The organism is Bacillus haikouensis (assembly GCF_013179555.1).
Lineage (GTDB): Bacteria > Bacillota > Bacilli > Bacillales > Bacillaceae_B > Rossellomorea > Rossellomorea haikouensis_A.
Genome location: NZ_JABMCR010000306.1, coordinates 1 through 4,484, shown reverse-complemented (window position 1 = coordinate 4,484; position 4,484 = coordinate 1). Strand labels below are relative to the sequence as shown.

Annotated in this window: 5 protein-coding genes and 1 pseudogene; 4 read left to right on the top strand and 2 right to left on the bottom strand. The window is 43.4% G+C overall.

The features are described from left to right. Positions 1 to 136 precede the first annotated feature (136 nt). Genes HP456_RS20300 through HP456_RS20290 form a run of 3 tightly spaced genes read left to right on the top strand, consistent with a single transcriptional unit; the run spans position 137 to position 2,097 of the window. Positions 137 to 718, top strand: a complete 582-nt coding sequence (locus HP456_RS20300; RefSeq protein WP_172254487.1) for a bifunctional transcriptional activator/DNA repair enzyme AdaA — start codon at positions 137 to 139, stop codon at positions 716 to 718. After that, positions 705 to 1,652, top strand: a complete 948-nt coding sequence (locus tag HP456_RS20295) for a DNA-3-methyladenine glycosylase family protein (RefSeq protein WP_172254485.1) — start codon at positions 705 to 707, stop codon at positions 1,650 to 1,652. The genes HP456_RS20300 and HP456_RS20295 overlap by 14 nt, the downstream gene beginning before the upstream one ends. Further along, a complete protein-coding gene (locus HP456_RS20290; RefSeq protein WP_172254483.1) occupies positions 1,603 to 2,097 on the top strand; it encodes a methylated-DNA--[protein]-cysteine S-methyltransferase in 495 nt (164 codons plus the stop codon). The genes HP456_RS20295 and HP456_RS20290 overlap by 50 nt, the downstream gene beginning before the upstream one ends. A 32-nt stretch (positions 2,098 to 2,129) precedes the next feature. On the opposite strand, the gene HP456_RS20285 is transcribed toward HP456_RS20290, so the two are convergent. Together HP456_RS20285 and HP456_RS20280 are read right to left on the bottom strand one after the other, a co-directional pair. Continuing rightward, a complete protein-coding gene (locus tag HP456_RS20285) occupies positions 2,130 to 3,560 on the bottom strand; it encodes a PH domain-containing protein (RefSeq protein WP_172254481.1) in 1,431 nt (476 codons plus the stop codon). Further along, complete coding sequence (locus tag HP456_RS20280) at positions 3,557 to 4,075, bottom strand: PH domain-containing protein (protein WP_172254471.1); 519 nt, start codon at positions 4,073 to 4,075, stop codon at positions 3,557 to 3,559. The genes HP456_RS20285 and HP456_RS20280 overlap by 4 nt, the downstream gene beginning before the upstream one ends. 208 nt (positions 4,076 to 4,283) lie before the next feature. Between HP456_RS20280 and HP456_RS24875 the strand changes: the two are divergent. Continuing rightward, positions 4,284 to 4,484 (top strand): annotated as a pseudogene (locus HP456_RS24875) (glycerophosphodiester phosphodiesterase family protein); the annotation flags it as partial.

The following is a 4,484-nucleotide window of genomic DNA, read 5'->3' as shown; positions in this document are numbered from 1 at the left end:
GGCTCCCGTCTTGATAAAATAAGATAAACAAATAATGAGGGCAGTAATAATGAAGCTTGAAAAGGAAATCCCCAAAGTGCTGCCGGTTAAGCAGATTAAGATTAATAATGGCAGAATGAGAAACAGGAGGTATGCGATGACTGAGGTCAATCTTACGTTTGAAGAGATGTGGGAAAAGATCATGGCTTGTGATCAGAAGTATGATGGGTTGTTTTTTACGGCTGTGAAGACGACAAAAATATATTGCCGGCCTTCTTGCAGGTCCAGGAAACCGAAAAAAGTGAATGTGGAATTTTATTTTGACATCAATGAGGTTGAGGCTGCCGGTTACCGTGCATGTAAAAGGTGTCAGCCGGAAGTTGAGTATTCTCCTACTATTGAACTTGTCCGAAATGTCATCAGCTACTTAGTCAATCATACAGCCAAACCTTTAGTATTGAGGGATATTGCGGATTCTGCCGGATTAAGTCCCTTTTATCTTGAACGGATCTTTAAACAAGAAACGGGGGATACACCTCGTACCTATTTAGAGAAAATACGAGTCGACAAAGCAGCCCATCTGCTTAGGACTACAGATCAGACAAATCTTGAAATCGGCTATGAAGTCGGTTTTCAAAGCCCATCCAATTTCTACAGGGTGTTTAGACTTCTAAAGGATTGTTCACCAAGAGAATATCGAAAGCGTATGATGGAGGCAGTTAGAAATGAATTGGATTGACGGTCATTCATGGATCAAGGTTTATCCTCCTCAGGAATTCAACTTTGATGAGTGCCTGCTGTTTTTAGGGAGGTCCGATCAAGAAATTCTTCACCAAATAAAAGGCGGATGTTTATATAAGCTGATCCGAATAAATGGGGAATTCATTTTATTTAAAATAGACTATATTCATGATTTTATGAACGTTGAATTTCTGAATGTCATCCCATCTGAAGGCGCCAGGGAAAAAGTGGCGGAGTATATTTGGGAGTGGTTTGAATTAGATGTGAACCTGGAGAGGTTTTACGAATGGGCGGATGATGATCCCATTTTAGCGGAAATCACTCAGAAATATTACGGTTTACGCATGATCGGCATTCATGATCTATTTGAAGCACTGGTTTGGGCTATTTTGGGTCAGCAAATCAACCTGACCTTTGCGTATACATTAAAGAAGCGGTTTGTTGAGCAATTTGGTGAAAGTCAGGCGGTTGATGGTGTTCGATATTGGCTCTTCCCTGCATGTAAAGACATAGCTTCTTTGGATGTGGAGGATTTACGGAAACTTCAAATCACAGGGAGAAAAGCTGAATACATCATCGGGATCGCAAGGGCTATGAACACTGGCGAACTGAATAAAGAATCATTGTTGGAACAAGATGTCCAGCAAGTGAGAAAAGCCCTTTTGCAGTATAAAGGTATAGGGGCATGGACAGCAGACTATGTCATGATGAAATGTTTGCACTTCACAACATCGTTTCCAATTGCAGACGTCGGTCTTCATAATGCATTAAAGGTTTTATTAGGTTATGATCGTAAACCGACCCTTAAAGAAATGGAACAATTTTCAGTAAAATGGGAAGGGTGGCAGGGGTATGCTGCCTTTTATCTTTGGAGGTCCTTATATGACGAACATATACAAACGATTGTACCAATCACCAATAGGCGAAATTGAAATACTGGGTACAGATGAAAAAATCACCTCGATCCTTTTCATTGAAAATCAGGAGGCTGTCAATAGTCAGAATGAATGCCCTCAGGTCTTAGAAGAGTGCCAAAACCAGCTTGATGAATATTTTCAAGGCAACCGCCGTGAGTTTACATTTCCCTACCTTTTAGGCGGGACGGATTTTCAAAAGAAAGTATGGGGTGCATTAACGGAGGTATCCTATGCAGAAACTGCATCATATAAAGAAATTGCCGTATCCATCGGAAATGAAAAGGCGACTCGGGGAGTAGGAAGTGCAAATGGAAAAAACCGTCTGAGCATCGTCATCCCTTGTCACCGAATCATCGGATCGAATGGAAAGTTGACGGGCTATGCGGGGGGATTATGGAGAAAGGAATGGCTTCTCCGGCATGAGAAGACTATAAGAGACAACGCAGGAGTTTCACAATAATGTCTATCGGATCCCAAAATTGAAAATCCGCCTCACCCCGAGACGGATTTTCTATGATACCACTCATAAAATCTCCCAGCTTCCTCATTATCCACACCGAACAACAAACTCTCGTGCGCAGGGTCTGCCCGATTAGAAAACATGATGGTCGCGACTCCGAATTTCCGTTCGAGCCATGAGTGCTTCACAGTCACTTGCTGGATGCGGTGAAGGTGGGTGACGAAGGTTTCGTTCAGCCATCCTCCCTTTCGAATCTGGACAGTGTGTCCGTGCCTGGTGTAGCTTGTAAACCAGTAGTCAAGGGTCCGCAGGAGAATGGAGAGCCCGAAGACGATCGCTGCGATCCAGAGCCATTCCTTCTTGAATATCCATAATCCGATCAGAGCTGCAATAGTTAAATAATATGGCTGGATCAGCTTCAGCCAAAGGACCTTGACGGGGAACCGTTCCATCTCTTCTTTGATTTGATAATGGGGGAGGATGGTGTGGAGCATGTCGTAAGCTTCGTGCTTTGGCATGAACGGGTATAAAGAACTTATTTCCTCCTCCTTTCCTTCTGAGGTGCCGGCACTGATCAATTTGATCGATACGAGGCCGAGTGCCTTTTTCACGATGCTCTGTTCCACCTTGACTGCCTGTACTTTATTCTTCGGTATCGAGAAACTGACTTCATTTCCTATGCCTTTCTCAATATATATCCGTTCCTCATCATCACTGATTACATAGTTTCCATATTTGATTGTTGTCTTAATAAAGCCAATCAAGATGGACAGAATCATGGCAATCAGAAAGAGGGTAATCAAGATCCAAACATGATCCAGCAAGTAGGACCAGACACTTTCCGCTGATTCTTCGATGGCAAAGAAATCGGTCAGATTGAAATAGATGGCGCTCAAGAGAGGGAAAATGGCCAGGAAGCTGAGCGATGTGAAGGAGGCCTTCATAAGATCCTTTTTGGTTGCCCTAAAGTGAATGGTGCGTTGCGGTTTTGTAAGTTCGCCCGCTTCCATCTCTTCCTGATTTTCCTCAAGCCGTGCGACGACCCGGTCTTTCTCTGCCTGTGTAATGACTGGAAATTCAAACTCTGCATTTTCCCCGCTCATACCAGTCTCCAGGGTAAGTGAAGTCAACCCGAACCAGCGGTGAATGAAGGTGGTGCTGGTTCGATGGCTGTGGATCCGGTCCCATGCTACCGTCTTTTGCTTTTTAACCAACATCCCTTCCTTGAAAATGATGGATTGTGTCCCCAGTTCATAACGGTTGAACATCCATTTTGAAAGGATGAACAGGATGGAAGCAAGTGTGGCGGTCAACAGGGCGTAGCGGCCCCAAATCACCCAGCCGGCTGTTGAATTGGCCTTCAACAGGAACAGGAGGAGATAGAAGCCGGACAACCCCTTCAAGGCAGCGAATAATTCGACGGCTATATAGGCTGGATGATAGCGTTTAGCAGGTTTCGTCATGCTCCTATTTCTCCTTCTTCTGAATCTTTGTCCCTGATTTTCGCATAGGTGGCGATTTGGGCTTTCAATGTTTTCGCAACATCCGCAGGTATGGCAGGTATCTTGTGATTGGAGGTTGTAGTTCCGACCTCTAGTTCGTATAGATCATAGCGGCGCATGATAGGGCCCTGCTCCGTCCGGACGTACTCTACTTTCTCCATGGGAATCAGGATATGCTGCTGTTCCCATTTACCGAACTTTAACTGAACGAATTCCTCGTCCACTTGATATCGCCATGTTCTTTGTAAGTAAACAGGTTCGATGAAGATCGAAAAAATAGCAGATAAAATGAAGAACCCGCCCAGAATGTAAAGGACGATCCCGACCCAGTTGTACCAATCGAATCTCTCTGTACAAAAAAGTAAAGCACCTATGATGATCAGGACAATCGTGTGCCCGATCGTATTGGAAATCCTCCACACTTTTGCAGCCTTATTGGATATGGTTTCAGTTGGTTCATTTATGTGTATGTACATGTTTTTCACCTCTGCCTTTACATACGCTGGATAACGAAAGAAAGTTTCACTCATTGCTTGTTTTTTTGAGAAAATAGTTAAAGCACTAGAAGAGGCTTTTTATAGTTAAAACGTTATTAGCGGGATGGAATTCGACTTTTACATAGCCAGATTCCGGCAAGAAGTATACAATTTATTAAATAGTTTTTATGCTAAAGTTGGAGGAAATATGAAAAAATTTAAGAGAATCATGAAAATAGTTTTGGCGGTATTTGTTATTCTGGCAGCATTCATGTTTGTAAACAACACGACTCTATTTACCAAGTCAGAAGGAGGGTCACCATTGTTATTGGCGCACAGGGGAATGTCCCAAACGTTTCCGATGGAGGGAATAGAGAGTGATACTTGCACGGCGGAGAGGATTTATGAA